At 36.5% G+C, this 19,742-nt stretch carries 12 protein-coding genes, 2 tRNA genes and 1 other RNA gene; 10 read left to right on the top strand and 5 right to left on the bottom strand.

Annotation, left to right across the window (positions count from 1 at the left end; translation table 11 throughout):
- Positions 1-8: 8 nt before the first annotated feature.
- The 3 genes from OM074_RS11950 to ffs all read right to left on the bottom strand — a co-directional run bounded on the left by OM074_RS11950 (position 9) and on the right by ffs (position 314).
- Positions 9-91 (bottom strand) — tRNA-Tyr (locus tag OM074_RS11950).
- Positions 92-140: 49 nt separating this feature from the next.
- Positions 141-214, bottom strand: a tRNA-Thr gene (locus OM074_RS11945).
- Position 215: 1 nt separating this feature from the next.
- An RNA gene (gene ffs, locus OM074_RS11940) (signal recognition particle sRNA small type) lies at positions 216-314 on the bottom strand.
- Positions 315-712: 398 nt separating this feature from the next.
- Here ffs and OM074_RS11935 point away from each other — a divergent pair.
- The 7 genes from OM074_RS11935 to OM074_RS11905 all read left to right on the top strand — a co-directional run bounded on the left by OM074_RS11935 (position 713) and on the right by OM074_RS11905 (position 9,339).
- Entirely contained in the window at positions 713-3,385 is a 2,673-nt protein-coding gene (locus OM074_RS11935; protein WP_301199709.1) for an AMP-binding protein, read from the top strand.
- A 35-nt stretch (positions 3,386-3,420) separates the two neighbouring features.
- Positions 3,421-3,945 (top strand): YceI family protein, encoded by a 525-nt coding sequence (locus OM074_RS11930; RefSeq protein WP_301199708.1) that lies wholly within the window; start codon positions 3,421-3,423, stop codon positions 3,943-3,945.
- A 348-nt stretch (positions 3,946-4,293) separates the two neighbouring features.
- On the top strand, positions 4,294-5,877 hold the full coding sequence (locus OM074_RS11925) for a tetrathionate reductase family octaheme c-type cytochrome (protein WP_301199707.1): 1,584 nt from the start codon (positions 4,294-4,296) through the stop codon (positions 5,875-5,877).
- 30 nt (positions 5,878-5,907) lie between these two features.
- Positions 5,908-6,558, top strand: a complete 651-nt coding sequence (locus tag OM074_RS11920) for a cytochrome b/b6 domain-containing protein (protein WP_301199706.1) — start codon at positions 5,908-5,910, stop codon at positions 6,556-6,558.
- Positions 6,555-7,088, top strand: coding sequence for a YeeE/YedE thiosulfate transporter family protein (locus tag OM074_RS11915; protein WP_301199705.1), 534 nt, complete (start codon positions 6,555-6,557; stop codon positions 7,086-7,088). Before OM074_RS11920 ends, OM074_RS11915 begins: the two co-directional genes overlap by 4 nt.
- A 2-nt stretch (positions 7,089-7,090) precedes the next feature.
- A complete protein-coding gene (locus tag OM074_RS11910) occupies positions 7,091-8,290 on the top strand; it encodes a rhodanese-like domain-containing protein (RefSeq protein WP_301199704.1) in 1,200 nt (399 codons plus the stop codon).
- 278 nt (positions 8,291-8,568) lie between these two features.
- Complete coding sequence (locus tag OM074_RS11905) at positions 8,569-9,339, top strand: hypothetical protein (RefSeq protein WP_301199703.1); 771 nt, start codon at positions 8,569-8,571, stop codon at positions 9,337-9,339.
- A gap of 486 nt (positions 9,340-9,825) precedes the next feature.
- On the opposite strand, the gene OM074_RS11900 is transcribed toward OM074_RS11905, so the two are convergent.
- Positions 9,826-10,542: a YebC/PmpR family DNA-binding transcriptional regulator gene (locus OM074_RS11900; RefSeq protein ID WP_301199702.1), complete on the bottom strand. Its 717-nt coding sequence runs from the start codon at positions 10,540-10,542 to the stop codon at positions 9,826-9,828.
- 165 nt (positions 10,543-10,707) lie between these two features.
- Between OM074_RS11900 and OM074_RS11895 the strand changes: the two genes are divergently transcribed.
- From OM074_RS11895 to OM074_RS11885, 3 genes are all read left to right on the top strand, one after another.
- On the top strand, positions 10,708-11,949 hold the full coding sequence (locus OM074_RS11895) for an MFS transporter (protein WP_301199701.1): 1,242 nt from the start codon (positions 10,708-10,710) through the stop codon (positions 11,947-11,949).
- A 112-nt stretch (positions 11,950-12,061) separates the two neighbouring features.
- Entirely contained in the window at positions 12,062-14,452 is a 2,391-nt protein-coding gene (locus OM074_RS11890) for a sensor histidine kinase (RefSeq protein ID WP_301199700.1), read from the top strand.
- The gene (locus tag OM074_RS11885) at positions 14,449-15,891 is read left to right on the top strand and encodes a sigma-54-dependent transcriptional regulator (RefSeq protein ID WP_301199699.1); all 1,443 of its coding nucleotides are present in this window, start codon (positions 14,449-14,451) and stop codon (positions 15,889-15,891) included. The genes OM074_RS11890 and OM074_RS11885 overlap by 4 nt, the downstream gene beginning before the upstream one ends.
- 907 nt (positions 15,892-16,798) lie before the next feature.
- Here OM074_RS11885 and ppdK read toward each other — a convergent pair.
- Positions 16,799-19,513: a pyruvate, phosphate dikinase gene (gene ppdK, locus OM074_RS11880; RefSeq protein ID WP_301199698.1), complete on the bottom strand. Its 2,715-nt coding sequence runs from the start codon at positions 19,511-19,513 to the stop codon at positions 16,799-16,801.
- Positions 19,514-19,742: the final 229 nt, after the last annotated feature.

The following is a 19,742-nucleotide window of genomic DNA, read 5'->3' as shown; positions in this document are numbered from 1 at the left end:
TGGTTTTGTGGGGAGAGCAGGATTCGAACCTACGAAGACGAAAGTCAGCGGAGTTACAGTCCGCCCCAGTTGGCCACTTTGGTATCTCCCCAAAAATCATTATTTCAACATTAAAGTTTTCATCATTATGAAAACTATAGAGCCAATGGAGGGACTCGAACCCACGACCTGCTGATTACAAATCAGCTGCTCTAGCCAGCTGAGCTACATTGGCGGGTGGGTAAGCTACCTATATCGCACCGCTCAACCATCTACCCTTGCTGCCGTCAGGCCCTGGGGGAATTCAATAGGAGCTGGTCGTACAGGACTTACCCGTGCTTTAGCGGATGCAAATGTAGACAAAATCACATTACCTGCAAGCAAAAAACGAAAAAAAATAAACTTTTTTTTGCAGCTTTTTAATAATTGCTTTGTTATCAATAAGTTGTTTTTTGAGAATATTTCTGTCCCATATATAAACAACATAAATAATCAATAACATAATTATCACAAATAGCATATTCAATGTTATACCATAAAAAAATACTAAATATTTGCATTATATATTCTAACATTTTATATTTGCAGCACATTAACACACATTAACACAGAAAACAATATAGTTTCAAAATATAGGGTTAGGTTTGGTTAAAATGGGGATGCCGAAAGGCTCCCTTTTTTTTTGCCTATATTTTTTTTATCTTCTCCGTTGTAACAATCCAATTTTTCATAAATGAAAGAAAAACATCCTATAGTTAAGGCTATTGCTCGTTTCATTTTTTTTATAGGCCGCTCGTTTTTGTCGCTACGCTACAAAGTCAGCCTGCAAAGAACCAAAGATATTGATCCTAATAGACCGGTTCTTTTTTTACCCAACCATCAGGCTGTTGTTGACCCCATGTTACTTGTGAGCCATATTTACCCGCATAAAAATGTGGTTCCGATGATTACAAGCTCTTATTATGATCTTCCCGTGATAAAAATATTCTTTAAAAACTGGGGTGCCGTCAGGGTGAGCGACCTTGAAAACGGCAGTCGAAACCTGAATGTTCTAAAGGATATTACGTCTGCAGCCATAAGAGCATTCAATCATAACAAAAGCATAGTCATATATCCTTCAGGAAAAATTGCCTCCCAAGGGTTTGAAAGGATTCAGAACAAGAAAGGCGCACATGAAATTATAAAGAACATCCCCGATAACGTTCAGGTAATTGGTGTGAGAATCAACGGTCTGTGGGGAAGCCAATGGTCAAAGGCCTGGAACGGCAATTCTCCAAATTTTGCATTAAATATATTACGCGGGATACTATACGCCATCTGCAACCTATTTATTTTTATCCCTCGCCGAAAGGTATCCTTTTACTTTGAAGACATAACTGCTGATGCCAAAAAGTATGCACAGGTTGACAAAAACACTTTCAACCTATTTCTCGAAAACTTTTACAACAGGAATGGAGAGGAAAAAGTTTCTTATTTAAGACATTTCCTTTTCAGCTACCCTATTAATAAAAAACTACCAGACTCCTTAGCTTCTGCCTACACAGAACAACCAATTGCTTCTGCCGGTACAAAAGCTTTCCCCCAGGCAATTACCTCTGGCGTACACGCTATCATCAAGGAGTCTTTAGCTATAAAAGATGATAACTTATCCCATAAAACACTACTTACTAACGACCTGGGAGCTGACTCTATAAGTCTTGTGGATCTCATCAACAAAGTTGAAGAAAAGTACAATGTAGAAACCCATAACGACATATCAACAATAAAAACAGTAGGAGATTTATACCTGTTGGCTAACGGAGACTTTGAGAAAAGGCAAGTATTTCCTCCCTGTTCGTTTAAAAGGAGCAACCCTTTTAATAATTATATCAAAATCAATTCGTACGACAATATACCTACACAGTTTTTAAAAAGGTTTACATCAAAAAACCACCTCCCTTTTACTTATGATTTACTATTAGGGGAAACTTCAAGAAAAGATTTTTTTCTGAAAACATGTGTGGTAGCCGAGATCATAAAAAAACATTGTCCCGAAAAATATGTAGGCATTATGTTGCCAGCCCTGCAAAGTACTTCACTATTAATTATGGCATGTTACTTTGCAAAAAAAATACCTGTAATGTTCAACTGGACCACAGGACAACAAATACTCGACCATTGCATAAGAGATACTCAGGTAAACCATATTTTTACAGCAGGGTCGTTTATTGAAAAAATTAAAAGCCAGCTCTCTGCGAACACCTATAAAAAACTGGTATTCTTAGACAAGATAGTTCCACAAACACCTGTCCACACCAAACTAAAAGGACTGATTAAAAGCAAACTCCCTAAACGCTTCTATAAATTTGACAACATTAATAACCAAGCGGTAGTCCTTTTTACATCAGGCAGTGAAAGTTTGCCCAAAACAATTGTCCTTACGCACGACAATATTATCCACGATTTAAAAGGCACACTGGAATTAGTTGATCTGGAGAGAAATAAAATACTCATGGGCTTCTTGCCCCCTTTCCACAGTTTTGGATTCAGTGTTTTATCAATACTTCCCTTACTTACCGGCACACGCATTGTTTATTCCCCTGACCCTACTGATGGCAGGGCGATCGTCAGGATGATAAAACACACTGGAGCCTCCATAATAGTGACAGCCCCAAGTTTTTTAAAGATAATACTAAACAACGCTATAAAAGAGGATTTGGTTAGTTTAAAATATGTAGTATCGGGTGCAGAGCCACTTAGCGAAAGCCTGGCAAACACATTTAAAAATATTACTCCCCAGGCCACTATTCTTGAAGGATATGGGATAACAGAATGTTCACCTGTTCTATCGTTAAACCCTTTGCAAAAACAAAAAACCGGAAGCGTAGGAAAGATTATTAAGGGGGTAGATTGCAAAATTATACACATTGAAAACAACCACATTCTACAACCACAGCAAACAGGTATGATATGCGTAAGCGGAAACAATGTTTTCGATGGCTATGTTGATCCCAATATCCCATCCCCTTTTATTGAAATCAATAACAAACCATATTATAAAACCGGAGATTTAGGATACATTGACAATGAAGGTTATTTATATATAACCGGCAGACTCAAACGCTTTATTAAAATAGGAGGTGAAATGATCAGTTTACCTTTTATTGAAAAGATATTAAAAGATCATTTTGGAAGCGAAGATGAAGAAACAATAGCCATATCCGGAACAGACAAAACATCCCCACCTCAGATTATATTATTTACCACTAAACCCATTTCAACACATGAAGCCAACACAATTTTAATGGAGAAAAAGGCCCCATTAATTGCAAAAATTACACGTATAGAAATAATTCCTGAGATCCCCTTATTGGGTACGGGAAAAATAAATTACCGCCTGCTTCAGGATAAAATCAAACATTTATGATGCTGTTTTGTTTAAACTATTAAAACATAAAACCTATGAAAAATATTGTCATACTAATAGCAGTACTTCTAATCTCAATATTTAATATTGATGCCCAAAAAATAAACACCGATGAGTCAATTGTAAACTTTAAGGCTGGGAAAATGAAAATCCGTTCAGTAAAAGGAACTTTTGCCGGAATGAAAGGTAATATTGCATTTGATAAGGATAACATCAAAGAATCTTCTTTCAATGTTTGTATCGATGCAGCCTCAGTAACTACAAAAAGTGAAAAACGAGACAAACACTTAAGAACTGAGGATTTCTTTTTTGTAGAAAAATACCCAACCATCTGCATACAATCAACAAAAATAATTAACAAGGGAGATGGTTATATTTTAATGGGAAACCTTACTATCAGGAACGTCACCAATTCTGTAGCAATTCCTTTTTCATTTAAGGACAACACTTTTATTGGCGAGTTTTCCTTAAACCGCTTTGACTACGAGGTAGGCAAGGAAATTGGAACTTTTCTGGTTAGTGAAGATATAGACATTGAGATTATTTGCAAAATCAAGTAATAATCAAGCTTTTACCACTTTAAATTAGAAATCAATCATCCACGTGCAGGAACAAACAAAATCGGTTTGTTTCTGCATAACGGATTGAATTGCATTTACTTTTTATCCATAACTAACCATATCCCTCACATCTTATATTTCTCACCCACCATAAAACCAGGTTTTTCTCCTGCTAATAAACCGATTATCACACTTCCGCATATATAGACTAAATTCAAATTACACAAATCTATATATTTCCGACTTGACATATCTATATTTTTACATACTTTTAAATGTTTTTAAAAGTAAATTTATTGCCATAACTTTAAGAAAAATGAATCCGGCAAACAATTTAAATAATTACCTATGAACAAGGTCATCATTTATTCAATTGTAGTAACTGTTTTAGTTTTGGTAGGGATAAACCTGCTCCATAAAACAGAACCCCTCAATTTTTCGCAGTACGAACTGAAGCAGAAATATGCTACAAAACCCACTTCTTCAGTAGACCATTCAAAATTCACCATTCTTCAAAAACAATTCAAAACTCCCCAGGATGTTACGTTGGCATGCTTAAGCTGCCACAACAAACGACACGAAGAAATTATCCATTCAAGTCACTGGAACTGGGAAAGGGTAGCTTATGTTGAAGGCAAAGGAATTTCAAAAATTGGGAAGAAGAATGTGCTTAACAACTTCTGTATTGGATCCAATACAAACGAGCAAGCCTGTGCTAAATGCCATATTGGATTTGGGATGACCAGCAACAAGTTTGACTTTAACAATGCCAAAAATGTGGATTGCATGGTGTGTCACGATAATAGTGAAGAATACATCAAAGGAGCAGCTATGGCAGGATATCCCGACAGGAAAGTAAACTTTAATAAAGTTGCCCAAAGTGTAGGCCGCCCTACAAATGTAAATTGCGGAAGCTGTCATTTTTATAGCGGTGGAGGAAACAATGTTAAACATGGTGATTTGGAAGAGGCCCTGTTAGCCTGCGACAGGAACACCGATGTTCACATGGCTCAAAATGGCCTTAGCATGACTTGTGTAGATTGCCATACTGCCAACAAGCACCAAATAAAAGGAAAGCTATATTCGGTATCCTCTACGGATGTTAACCGATTAAACTGTGAAGATTGCCATAGCTCACGCCCACACCTCGACGACCTTTTAAATCGCCACTATTCAAAAATTGCCTGTCAAACATGCCATATCCCAACTTATGCCAAAGCAAACGCCACCAAAATGTCGTGGAAATGGTCAAAAGCCGGAAAGCTTCTAAAAGGAAAACCATACCACACCGAAGATTCATTAGGAAATCACACTTACCTATCCATTAAAGGAGAATTTGACTGGCAAACCAATGTTAAACCAGAATACTTGTGGTTCAATGGCAACGCACAGCATTATGTTATAGGCGACAAGATTGACTCGGTTCCGGTACAGATAAACAAATTACTGGGAAGTGCTGTCGATAGATACTCTAAGATTTACCCGGTAAAAGTTCACAGAGGAGATCAGATTTACGATCCTGAAACCAATGTGCTGATTCAACCCAAACTATATGCACCAGAAAAAGGCGACAGTGCCTATTGGGTTGACTTTGACTGGAACCTGGCTGCCGAAGCCGGTATGAAAAGGATGGGGCTTCCATACAGCGGCAAGCATGATTTTATAGAAACAGAAATGTACTGGCCCGTAAACCATATGGTTGCACCCAAAGACCAAACCCTTAGCTGCGAAGAATGCCATACCCGCGAAAACGGAAGACTGGCATCTCTGGATGGTTTTTATATACCGGGAAGAGACAATAATAACTGGATTGATTTATTTGGAAAATTAATGTTCTGGGGATCTATACTTGGCGTTTTGATACATGCCCTTGCACGTTTTATTAACTCAATCAGAAAGAACGAAGTTGAATCAGAAGAAATTTCAATATAACTGCAAATTGATTCACAAAACATTAGAACTATGCAAAAAGTATATATATACAAAAAATTTGAAAGATTCTGGCACTGGTGCCAGGCTGCATTAATTTTCTTTTTAGCCCTTACCGGATTCGAAATTCATGATTCATTCCACTTGTTTGGGTTCGAAAAAGCTGTTGCATTCCATAGGTCTGCCTCGTATTTATTGCTCGGGCTGATTGCATTTAGTATCTTTTGGCATTTTACAACCGGGGAATGGAAACAGTATATCCCAACTTTTTCAAAGTTACAGGCTCAAATAAGATACTACACAATAGGAATGTTCAAAGGAGAACCGCATCCCACAATTAAGTCGGTACGTAAAAAACTAAACCCATTACAAGCTGTTGTATATCTAGGCTTTAAGCTGGTAATGGCTCCAATGGTAATACTTTCCGGCTTACTGTACATGTATTACAAATCGTTTGATGTGAATGACATGGTTGTTGCCCTGAACATCCCATTGGAATGGATAGCAGTAATACATACACTGGGTGCTTTTTTATTGATTTCTTTTGTTGTAGTGCATGTATATATGACTACAACTGGCCATACAATCACTACAAACATAAAGGCAATGATTACCGGTTGGGAAGAATTGGAAGATGCTGAAGATATAACTGAAGAAGGTAAAATTAAAAAATCTCAATCATGACAACAGAAACTCCTAAAAAATATATGAATCCCTATTTAGCAGGATTCTTTTTGGGCTTTGTGCTCCTGTTAACAATTTATATAACAGGTCGCGGATTGGGGGCCAGCGGAGCATTTAAAAGTGTAGCCATTCAAACGGTAGAGACCCTTGCTCCTGAACACGCTGCCAACACCGACTATTATACAGATTACAAGGCCTCTCACCCTGAAGGCCCGATGAAATCATGGCTGGTTTTTGAGGTATTAGGCGTATTTATCGGAGCCTTTTTATCAGGTGTTGCTTCCAACAGGGTTGGTTTAAAACTGGAAAAAGGCCCTGGTGTAAGAAATGCAACCAGAATTATTGGTGCTATTGTTGGAGGTGCCCTGTTCGGTTTTGGAAGCCAATTGGGAAGAGGCTGCACATCAGGCTCGGCACTTAGCGGGATGGCCGTTATGTCGTTCGGCGGAATAATTACCATGCTGGCCATTTTTGGTTCAGCCTATATGGTTGCTTACTTTTTTAGAAACTTATGGATTAAAAAACAATAGTTATGGGACCTTTAGTACCTGATATTATAAGTGGAGAGCTTAATTATATTATTGCATTGATTGTTGGGATTGGGTTTGGTTTTGCATTGGAACAAGCCGGTTTTGCTTCCACAAAAAAATTAGTTGGTTTGTTTTACGGATACGATTTTACCGTACTCAGGGTATTTTTTACTGCTGGTATAACTGCTATGGTAGGTATAATTGTATTAAATCACCTGGATTTGCTGGACATTGATATTATTTACATCAACCCTACTTTTTTATGGTCGGCTCTTATTGGCGGCGGAATTATGGGACTGGGTTTTATCATTGGCGGCTTTTGTCCCGGAACCAGCGCCTGTGCTGCTGCTACAGGAAGAGTTGACGGAATGGCCTTCCTATTCGGAAGCGTAATCGGTATCTTTATTTTTGGCGAAGGATACCCTGTTTGGGAAGGAATTTATACTTCTGAAAACTGGGGGGCAGTTTTAATGTTTGATCAACTGAACTTATCGCGCGAAACCTTTGGGCTACTCATGATATTAATAGCTTCTTTTGCATTTATCATGACCCAGATTATTGAAAACCGCATCAATAATAAAGAAACAAAATGGTTTAAACCAACCATTATTAAAAACACTATTGCCATAGCCACACCAATTATCATTGTTTTGTTTGTGATGGTTACTCCTACTAAAAAAGAAGTAATGGACAAACGTATTAATGAGAAGATTGCTGCTGGTGAATGTAATCCCAAAATAATGAAAGGCGACAAGCTTGCTTACGAATTAATGAATCAATATTACAAATTCAACGTAGTTGATGTTCGGTCTCCCGAAGAATATGAAAAATTCCATATCCCAACAGCCATAAATATTCCTTTGGAAACCATGCACAAATCAGAAAATCTGGGAACAATCATCCAAAACATTAAGATCAATGTATTTTACGGAGCGGATATCATGCAATCGCAAAGAGCTTGTATGATATCAAAATATTTTGGCAAATCGGATAACTTTTCGCTGGAATTAACTGCTGATGAGTTTAACCAACAATATTTCCTGATATCAGAGGTTGATCCCAATGGCACCAAGGAAAGTGTTGATGTTCAAAATTTCAGGATAGAGGCAGGTAAAAAATTGAAAGAAATTGGTGAGGCGGTAGCCAATCTGGATAAACCCGTGGTAAAAAAAGCCAAAAGGGTAAGCGGGGGATGCAGCTAATTTCTATTATCAATAACCAATTCGTGCTCATTGTTAATTGTAATTGCCCAAATATATTAAAAAGGAAAGTCAAGAAGTAACAGGAATTATTCTGTTACTTTTTTTTGCGAACAACCTGTATATATGCAGTAGGGAAATGGTAGGTATCAGTTTATGAGAGTCGGAGTTGTTTCATAATTGTTTGGTGAGTGCTTAGGATGATTTGGTTGTAATATGTAAATAATGCAGACTCCTGAATATTATAAATAATCTCATTATTAACTTAACAATTAAACTCAATGAATATTAAACTATTAACTTCGTTTGCAATTTGCTTAATCTTAACAAATTGTAAGAATATTTCAGAAACAACAGGGCATAATAATAATGTTGTATTAAACACAAATAAATATGTTTTAGATTTTGAAAATGATAGCTGTAAGGTTACAATAAAAGAAGTAAACAAAAAGGACTTCGCGAGTTTTAAAAACAGTTACTGTAGCGAACCATTCCTGGGAATGAAAGCTGATTGCATTTCACTAAAACAATTACTTAGTATTATAAAAAAAACCGACAGCACCTCTATCTTAATAGACAACGATGAATTTAACCATCCATATTACAGCGCATTTATTGACCAGAAAGTAATCTGTAAAATGCAAGACACTTTGATTAAGAAGAAAATTATTGACGCTCTTTTAATTACCATTGAAAAAAAACTTTTTACTATTGACACTATAATGGTCACAGTGAATGATAAAGAAAAATATACAAGGTTCTCGAATATGGTAATTAGCGATACCATTGTAAGCAAATCAATCGTATCACAGGATTCAGTAATATTTGAAAATTTTGAATTAGAAAAGATCCTGACCCATTTAGGTGGTGATTTCAATAAGGTTTTGAAGCTTGATTCAAAAGAGATTCAAAGGATAGATTTAAAACTAAAAAGAAGTGATTGGGATACTACCCGAGAAAAATTAGAAACTGATTTAGGATTAGCGTTTAACACCAAGTCGGCTTCAAAAGAAAAATACATAGTTAAAAGCCTGTCGATGATAAAGAATTAAGATACTATTCTAGTAAAAAAAAGAAATTATCTATAAATTAGCATCTTAACTTAAATTTTTAAAGATTATGAGTATTGAATGTGATAATTTAGCCAAGTGTGGTTTCTTTATTAAATATCAGGAAACAAAAAACTTAGCCTGCAAAGGATTTATTAATATGTATTGCAAGGGCAATAAAATGAAAGATTGCAAAAGATTGCAATATAAAATGCAACACGGCACTCCCCCACCGGACAATATGATGCCGAGTGGACAAATAATAAACGAATAAAAAAAAGCCTCCTCCAAAACTGGAAGAGGCTTTTTTTATTCAATATCTTAAATCCATTAGTTCGTTAATTTTTTATAATGTACTGATTCTAAATACATTGAATAATTTACGACAAAATTATTATCTTATTGATTTTAAGCAAATTATAAATCAGTCTAATATCTATTATCTAAAATATAACGATCTATTGTTAAATCGAAACTCAAGTTAATAAATTACGACCACGTTGCTGTATGATAAACATTTGACACATCTTCATCCTCATCAAACTTGGCGAGCATTTTTTCAAACACAACCACCTCTTCTTCATTTAATTCTTTAGTTGTAGTTGGAAGTCGCTCAAATTCAGAACTTACAATCTCAAATTCATTCTCTTCCAGATAAGATTGAATCGATCCATAACTTTCAAAATCTCCATAGATAATAACATTACCTTCTTCCTCAAATATTTCGTTAGCCCCGGAATCAATCATCTCAAGCTCAAGCTCTTCTAAATCTAATCCTTCTTTTGAAACAACTTTAAAGTGGCATTTATGCTCGAACATATAATCAACACTACCAGTAGTTCCCAACGAACCACCTGCTTTGTTAAAATAACTTCTTACTGCACCAACAGTACGGGTGTTGTTATTTGTTGTTGTCTCCACCAAAACAGCAATACCAAAAGGACCATAACCTTCATAAACAATTTCCTTCCAGTCTTCGTTATTTTTTTCAGTAGCTTTTTTTATCGCCCGTTCAACATTATCTTTTGGCATATTGGCAGTCTTTGCATTCTGCATAAGCATTCTTAAACGAGGGTTTGCATCCGGATCCGGACCACTCTCTTTAACTGCCATTGTTATTTGTCTACCTAACTTGGTGAATGTTTTTGCCATCCCTGCCCATCTTTTGAGCTTTGTGGCTTTACGATATTCAAACGCGCGTCCCATTATTTAATATTTAAAAACTTTACTTACTTTTTTTGAACCCACAAAGCTATAATTCCTTAGCAAAAAAATCAAGAATTTAAAAACTTAATGCATGGTATCTGCATAAAATAGAATAATAATTGTATGTTAGCACACTGTTTTGCAGAAACATAAAAAATTACAACTATGGAAAAAAGCAATAGGTTTAAATGGTTTCCTTTATTTAGCACCAACTTTGCAGGAGTATTAAACGACAACCTCCTAAAGACCCTAATTGGTTTTGTATGTGTAGTATGGATTGGAGGAGAACACAAAGCAACCCTGGTTTCTGCAGCTGCAGCCTTACTGGTTTTACCCTATATTTTTCTGTCCCCATTATCAGGCAAGCTGGCTAAAGAACACCCCAAGGCACTTATCATTCAATGGGCAAAATTTTCAGAAATATTAATTATGGTAATCGCCATTACCGGCTTTTTTATGCAAAATGTTTATGTAGTTCTTTTTGCCATGTTTTTAATGGGACTGCAAAGTTGCTTATATTCACCAAGTAAATACGGCATTATCAGAGATATTGGGGGCAAAGAGTTGATTTCGTTTGGAACAGGGGCAATGGAGATGATCACTTTTGTTGCGGTTTTACTTGGGACTTTTTTTGGCGGATTGCTTTCGGATGCCGACCAATATTTTAACAACCCCAAAATGGGAACTATCATTATTGCAGCCTGTATGATGTTTTTGGCCATTATTGGCTGGATAACAAGTATGGGGATTCATCCCAAAGAATCACAACCAGAAGACGACTCGGAGGACACGCTAAATCCTTTTTTGTTCCCCATTAGGTGGTTTAAATGGTGTAAAAAAATTATTGGCCTCAACTATATCGTCCTTAGTCTTTCTGTTTTTTGGCTCATTGGCTCCTTAATACAAATGAACCTTTATATTTATTGCGAAGAATACCTTAATCTTTCAAACACGGCAACAGGGACTATTATGGCCTTAGTTGCAATTGGTATTGGAGCAGGATGTTATGCTGCGGGAGTTATTTCCAACCACAAAGTAAAAACAATCCTGGTACCCATTGGAGGTTTAGGTATGATTATTTGCATGTTGATTATCTATATTTTCAGTCCAAAGGTTACTGTTTTTACGATCACCATAATCTCTTTCGCATTTTTTGCCGGATTGTTTAAAATCCCCTTAAACGCCTTTATGCAGGATAGGGTAAAAGGACGGGAACTGGGGCCGGTAATTGCATACAACAACCAAATGGTTTTTGTTGCCATTTTATTTTCGGCGGGTCTTTTTAAACTAATTGAAGGAACCTTTAATTCAAAGATGGTATTTTTGGCAGTATTAGTCATAACCGTATTCATAACCATTATTGCCTTTTTAAAAATTCCTGGAGCGGGAAAAAGAAAACTGCATTAAGCAGTTCAATTACCTTGCAGTTTCATTCCTTATAATTTCACCTCTGACAGAGATAGTGCTTTTTTAAAAAGACTGTAACTTTGAACTATCAATTTTCAAACAAAAACAATAAATGAGAAAACTCATTCTGACAGTTTTTATTTTTATAAACATTATAACTCTTGCCCAAAGAAAAAGCGTACTCATATTTCACTCCTACCATTCTGGTTTAGAATGGACAGACAATATTACAAAGGGAATTAAAAAAGCTTTTACCTCTGCCAACGACAGTATTGAATTGTATTTTGAATACCTTGACCGTAAAAGAAATTTAGGAGATGAATATTACGCTCAATTAGAAAAACTATATCTTATTAAAACACAAAACTGGGATTATGATGCGATAATTGCATGCGATAATGCTGCATTGGATTTTACCCTTGAACACAGAGAAACATATTTTAAAAATACCCCTATCATATTTTGTGGAATCAACAACTACTCTGACGATCTGATAACCAACCAAAAAAACATTACCGGAATAATTGAAGATCCCGATTTTATGGCTACTATTTCGTTAATCAAAATGAACCACCCACTAGTAACCGACCTTCACATTATCAACGACAACAAGACCAAAACAGCCATTGAAAACAAAAAAGTACTGGAGAAAATAGAAAAACAATTCCCTTACTCCCTTAATTTTCATTATTGGGAAAATCTATCCATAAATGAAATTGCCAACAATTTAAAAGAACTCACTTATAAAGACGCAGTACTTTTATCAACCTACAACAAAGACAAAGATGGAAATTTCATTTCCTTTAAAAAAAACCGGGAGTTTATCCCTAAAGACTACTCTATCCCGGTATATACTACCTGGAAATTCTTTTTGTATGGCTCTGTTATTGGAGGAAAAATAATAAGCGGAGAAGATCAGGGATACCGGGCTGGTTTAAAAGCCCTGCAAGTAGTACATGGGGTAAATGCAGACAGCATCCCCATTAACAAAAGCAGCCTAAGCGAGTATATGTTTTCGTATGAAATGCTGAAAAAATTCAATATTAACAAACGATCAATTCCAAAAAATTCTCAAATATTGGGAGAGCCACAAAGTTTTTACACCATAAACAAGAAGATCATTTTTTTAATTGCCATCATATTCACTGCAACCATCATTATTATTTTAATCCTTACCAAGGCCATTATCAGAACCCTTAATGCAGAAAAGTCTTTAATGGCAAAGCAAAAAGACCTGCAAAAAAGATATCAATTTGAAAAAGTAAACGCCAAAATTGTATCGCTCCTGAATTCCACAAACGATTTCACTTTTGTAATTGACAAAATACTTGAAGAAATTGCTGAAAATTACCTGATTGACAAAGTTTCGTTATATAGCCTAAACAATCAAGCCAGAGTTGAAAATGTAATTGGCAGCAAAACTATAAACAATAGCAGCATAAGAGAATTAAACAAGGATGAGTATTTTCACCTGGAACGCTTTATCAAAATAGTAAATAATGAAGGCTTGTTTATATCGCCCGACTTATCCAATCTTATTGCCGAAGAAAAGAAATTTTACAGAAGCAGGGTTATCAATGCAATTGCACTTTTCCCCCTTAAAATTGGAGAAAACATGTTTGGATTAGCAGCCTTGGCTCACCATAGCCCAATTAAATGGTCAGACGAACAAATCAATGAGATCACCATTTTAATTCGCCTTATATCCAATGCCTGGGAACGCAATTTCCAAATGAACAAACACTTAAAAGCCGAACAGAAGATTGCCAAGGCTTCACAAATGGTGTCACAAGCTTCCAGGATGGCTTCCATTGGAGTAATGGCTTCGGGAATTACGCACGAAATAAACCAGCCTTTAAATGCGCTCCGGGTTACTGTAGACAGCATTAAATTCTGGGACAAAAGAAACACTGGACAGATCCCTGAAATAGTCACAAATAAATTCAGCACTCTATCAAAGGGAATCAACCGGATTGATGAAATCATAAAGCACATGCGAAGCTTTTGGATAGCCCCAACCGAAAATGATTTATTTGAACAAATAGATTTAACCAGGGCTATTTTAAACGCCTACTCCCTTATTGAAAGACAAATTAAGGAACACCACATTAAATGCACCATAAATATACCCCCGGAAGAATTATTAGTCAGGGCAAATTTCATCCAGGTAGAACAAATTTTAATCAATCTGGTTATTAATGCCATCCAGGCCCTCGACAAAACTTCGATAAAAAACAAATCTATTGACATCAGCATTATAAACCATGAAGATCGTGCAATACTCATGGTTAGCGACAACGGGACAGGAATAGATTCAACCATAGGGGATAGATTGTACGACCCATTCTATTCTACCAAAAAAGAAGGAACCGGATTAGGGCTTGCCTTAGTAAAAACATTTGTGGACAGGATAAAAGGCAACATCAATTATCAAAATAACAATAATGGTGGTGTAACATTTTATATTACTATATTTAAGGCCAATAAATTGCAAGCAAAGTGAAAGTTTTAGTTGTTGATGATGATGATTTAAGCAGGGATTCAATAGTTCAATTCTTAACTGAGAATCTCAACTATGATGTTATTCCTGCAAAAGACGGAAATGAAGCCATTGGCTTATTCAAAAAAAACACAACCCCCGTGGTTATTACAGACATGAAAATGCCTGGGTTAACCGGGATAGAATTACTAAAGGAGATAAAAAACATAAACCCAGACACTGAAGTCATTATAATGACAGGCTTTGGCGACATGAAATCATCCATTGAAGCCCTTAGGTATGGCGCCAACGATTATCTACTAAAGCCGGTTAACATAGAAGAATTAGCAGCTACTCTAAAAAAAATTGAAGACTACCTAAAACTCCAGGAAGAGAACCAGCTTCTTAAAAGCACCATTAATACGAAAGAAATAGAATCAAAAGAAAAAACAGCGCAAATTAAAGCCATGCGCTCAACCATTCAACAATATTCAAGTTCTGGCGACATTGGTATTTTTTCTTCTTCGATGCAAAACATCGTAAACCTATGCAATAACTTTCACAATGAAAGGGATATCCCAATACTTATACAGGGAGAAACCGGAACAGGAAAGGAAGTCATTGCAAAACTAATTCACAATGGGATAAACAACACCAACAGCTCAGCTTTCGTACCGGTAAACTGTGCAGCAATCGCCTCTCATTTATTTGAAAGTGAATTATTTGGCTATGCAGAAGGAGCTTTTACTGGTGCAAAAAAAACAGGAGCTGCCGGTAAATTTGAATTAGCCCAGGGGGGAACTATTTTCCTGGATGAAATAGGTGAACTCCCTCTCAGTTTTCAACCCAAACTATTACGGGCGTTGCAGGAACGTGAAATATACAGGGTTGGCGGCGACAAATTAATTAAGTTAGATGTTCGCTTCATTTTTGCCACAAACCGGAATTTAAATGAGATGGTAGAGAAAAACGAGTTCAGAAGCGACCTGTTTTTCAGAATGAACCTGGGCCAAATTAACATACCTCCTTTATGCGACAGAAAAGATGACATCATACCCTTAGCACAAATGTTCCTTGAAAAATATGCTCAGAAAAGAAAAAAGGCATTTAAGTTTATATCCGAAGATGCAAGGAAAATAATGCATCAATACAATTGGCCAGGAAATGTAAGAGAATTACAAAACACTATTGAAAGAATTGTATTACTGTATAATGAAGAAATCCTAACATCACACCACATAAACTATCTTATAAGTAACAGTACAGAAACTCCAATTATAGGTAACGTGCTAAAAAATGGCAGAGTTAATCTTCCTGATGACTTTTTATATCTTGAAGATTTAGAAACTGAAATAGTATCAAAGGCACTCAAAAAATTCAACAATAACAAAACCCACGTCGCCGAATACTTAGGCATTTCCAGAAGTGCCCTAAGAAGCAGAATAAACAAATTAACAAAGTAACAGCAATGCTGTTCAAAATGGAACATACGTGCCGTTTTGAACAGTCAAATCTGAACTGCCGCTCAATTACGAACACCAACTTACTCACCACCATAGTCCGATAATAAAACAATCTGACATCATACCAAACTAAATCTCAATCTATTATATCAACAACCATTTCTTTCTTTTATCAGTTACATATTTTGGCATCACTATTGAATAACATTATGCGTTAAATAATATAAAAAAGAGAGATTATGAATTTGTGGGTATTATAGAAGATAACTTTTATATGTAATTGTATAGGATGAAAATTTGGGGAATGTTGTGCTTATTATCTCCAATCTTAGCCGTCAAAATTACTTTTGGCGGCTAGTCTTTTTTTCAAAGAACATAATGGTAATCCTAAAATATCCGAAATCCAAATTAGTCTGTAACCACAACAAAGCACTAAACTTAAAAGATGTAAAAAAGCTAGCATCAGGCTTTTGATAAGAGCACATACAAATTAAATTGCACACTATATTTTCTCAATAATTAAACCCGGATATGTAATTAATACATATTCGGGTTTTACAAAAAAAAAGCATCTGTAAAACGTTTATACAGATGCTTTCCAATCTTTAACCAAACCTAACCCTAAACTATGAGTATTACAAAGTTGCAATATATTTTTTACATATACAAGTTTTTATCCATAAATAAATATACATATTTATATTTTTTATATTTCATCCGTATTAAAGGACTATATCTGGGAATTAGCTTTTACATATTAATCTCCCTCGCGCACCTCTTCATCTCCTACCCTGGATAATCCGGAAGGATCAAGTAACAAGAATCCTAATGGATTATATTAAAAACAAAAGCGGTTTGCAATAAAGTATTACAAACCGCCTAAAAAGTATAACGTATAAATTAAGATCTATCCTTTCTTTTTAATATTTGCCTGAGCAGCAGCCACTCGTGCAATTGGAACCCTGAACGGAGAGCAAGAAACATAATTCATACCAACTGAATCACAAAATTCCACAGAACTAGGTTCGCCACCATGTTCTCCACATATACCAACTTTTAGTTCAGGCTTAACAGAACGTCCTTTTTGTGTTCCCATTTCAACCAACTGGCCAACACCTGTTTGGTCCAGAATCTGGAAAGGATCATTTTTAAGAATCCCTTTTTCAAGATAAATTGGCAAAAACTTATTCGCATCATCACGAGAATACCCAAAAGTCATCTGAGTTAAGTCATTCGTACCAAACGAGAAGAAATCTGCAATTCCGGCAACCAGATCTGCAGTTAAGGCAGCACGGGGTATTTCAATCATTGTACCAACCAAATACTCAACCTTCTCCCCTTTTTCTTTAAAGATCAACTCTGCCGTTGTATGAATAATCTCGGCCTGCATCTTAAGCTCCTCTACTGTTCCAATCAAAGGAACCATTATTTCAGGTTTTGTAATAATTCCCCTGGCTTTGAGGTTTAACGCCGCTTCAATTATAGCTCTGGCCTGCATTTCTGTAATTTCAGGATAGGTATTCCCTAAACGACAACCACGATGCCCAAGCATTGGATTGAATTCTGACAGGTCTGAAACCTTAGTTTTCACTTCTGCCAAACTAATACCCATTTCTTTTGCCATCTCCTGCTGAGCAGCTTCAGTATGTGGAACAAACTCATGCAAAGGCGGATCCAACAAGCGAATAGTAACACCATATCCTTCCATAGCTTCAAGGATACCCTCAAAGTCTCCCCTTTGATAAGGCAACAACTTATTCAATGCAGTACGACGACCATCTTCATCGGATGAAAGAATCATTTCCCGAACAGTTTTAATCCTCTCTCCTTCAAAGAACATATGCTCTGTACGACAAAGACCAATCCCCTGAGCCCCAAATTCACGGGCAACAACGGCATCTTTTGGCGTATCGGCATTTGTACGCACACTCATTCGTGTATATTTTGAAGCAAAATCCATTATTTGGCCAAAATCCCCATCCAAATCTGGCTGACGCGTTTTAACCCTACCATCATACACCTTACCTGTTGAACCATTTAGAGAAATCCAATCACCCTCTTTGTAAACATTTCCATCAATACGCAGCGTTCGCTCCTTATAATCAATTTTCAAAGCTCCCGCTCCCGACACACAACATTTACCCATTCCACGGGCAACAACAGCTGCATGAGAAGTCATACCGCCACGGGCTGTCAGGATTCCTTTTGCCACCAACATTCCTTCTAAATCTTCCGGTGAAGTCTCAATACGAACCAAAATAGTTTCCGGATATTTTGTGGCTTCATCTGCAAAGAAAATAATTTGTCCTGAAGCGGCCCCTGGTGAAGCAGGTAACCCTTTGGCAAGCTCTTTTGCGCTGCCAATGGCCTCAAGATCAAAAACAGGATGCAGCAATTCATCCAATTTATTTGGCTCAATGCGCATTAAGGTCATCTTATCATCGATAACTTTTTCACGATAGAGATCCATGGCAATTTTAACCATTGCAGCACCTGTACGTTTACCGTTACGAGTTTGTAACAACCATAACTTACCATCCTGAACCGTAAACTCAAGGTCTTGCATATCTTTGTAGTGACTTTCTAACTTTTGCTGAACCTCATTAAGTTGCTTATATACATCAGGCATGGCCTCTTCCAACGAAGGATACATATCCACCCTGTCTTCTTCCAAAACACCCTGCAAATCGGCCCATTTTAAAGAACCATCTTTTGTTATCTGTTGAGGAGTACGAATACCTGCAACAACATCCTCCCCTTGTGCATTTATTAAATATTCTCCATTAAATACATTTTCACCCGTAGCAGCATCTCGTGTAAAGGCCACACCCGTAGCTGAGTTATCGCCCATATTACCAAACACCATGGCCTGAACATTTACTGCAGTCCCCCACTCATCAGGGATTCCTTCCATTCTGCGATAAAGTATGGCTCTATCATTATTCCAACTGTCAAAAACTGCCATTACAGCTCCCCACAATTGCTCCCATGCACTTTCCGGGAAGTCATGGCCTGTTTGCTCTTTTACTGCAGCCTTAAACAAGGTAACCAGTTCTTTTAAATCATCAACATCGAGATCGGTATCCAAATCCACCCCTTTTCTCTCTTTCACGTCTTCCATAATCCTTTCAAACGGATCTATTTCCTCTTTGGATTCCGGTTTCATCCCCAAAACGACATCTCCGTACATTTGAACAAAACGACGATAGGAGTCCCACGCAAAACGTTCATTGCCCGATTTGGCAGCTATCCCTATTACAGAATCATCATTCAATCCTAAATTCAGTACCGTATCCATCATTCCCGGCATAGAGGCACGAGCACCCGAACGTACTGACACTAACAAAGGATTGGTTTTATCTCCAAAAGAAGTTTCTGTAAGTGATTCTATATTTTTAATTGCAGCTTCTACATCAGATTTCAATAGCTCAACAACGGCATCTTTTCCTTTTTCGTTGTATTCTGTACAAACATCTGTTGTAATTGTGAACCCTGGAGGAACAGGTACACCGATTAGATTCATTTCAGCCAGATTAGCACCTTTACCTCCTAAAAGGTTTTTCATATCTGCCTTACCTTCTGCTTTTCCGTTTCCGAAGGTGTAAACTCTTTTTACAGCCATAATTAAGGAATTTTTAAAAGTTAGAATTTCTTTGAATTTTGGGATAATTCATTTCACTGTGCTAATAAAGTAAAGCATTTTTTTTTAGAATTAAAAAAGCATATCCCAAAATATAAACGAAGTATTGTTTACATATTCATCGAAACCTGTTAAAACTTGCCATACCCTTCCTTCTATTATAATACAGTAGTTATATCAAAAACAACATGAATAAAATTTTATCTTTTTT

Source organism: Plebeiibacterium marinum, from assembly GCF_026013615.1.
GTDB classification, from domain to species: Bacteria; Bacteroidota; Bacteroidia; order Bacteroidales; family Marinilabiliaceae; genus Saccharicrinis; species Saccharicrinis marinus_A.
Note: the sequence above shows the minus strand (reverse complement) of the source record. Positions and strands in the feature narration are given on the sequence as shown.